The organism is Mammaliicoccus sp. N-M50 (assembly GCF_022386995.1).
In the GTDB taxonomy this organism is placed as follows: domain Bacteria; phylum Bacillota; class Bacilli; order Staphylococcales; family Staphylococcaceae; genus Mammaliicoccus; species Mammaliicoccus sciuri_A.
This window is the reverse complement of record NZ_JAJNJA010000042.1, coordinates 1-227: the sequence shown is the minus strand read 5'-3', so window position 1 is coordinate 227 and position 227 is coordinate 1. Positions and strand designations below refer to the sequence as shown.

Genomic DNA, 227 nt, shown 5'->3' with positions numbered 1-227 from the left:
TTACGCTTCGCTATTCTAATATTTCATAAAAAACATCTACTAACTCTTTAAAATCCAATTTTATATTGCTAATCATATCTTTCGAGCTGCTTATAATATCTATAACATCGTTACTAATATAGAATATATTTTGCTTATTATAGAATATGATATAAGGTTCAATCATACCTTTTTGGATGTATAAACAATAATTAATGATTTCATCATTCTTTAAGTTCTCTGTTGTT

Annotated in this window: 1 pseudogene; it reads right to left on the bottom strand. The window is 23.8% G+C overall.

From position 1 onward, the window contains the following. Positions 1–10: 10 nt before the first annotated feature. Positions 11–227, bottom strand: a pseudogene (locus LQ622_RS14980) (phage tail protein); the annotation flags it as partial.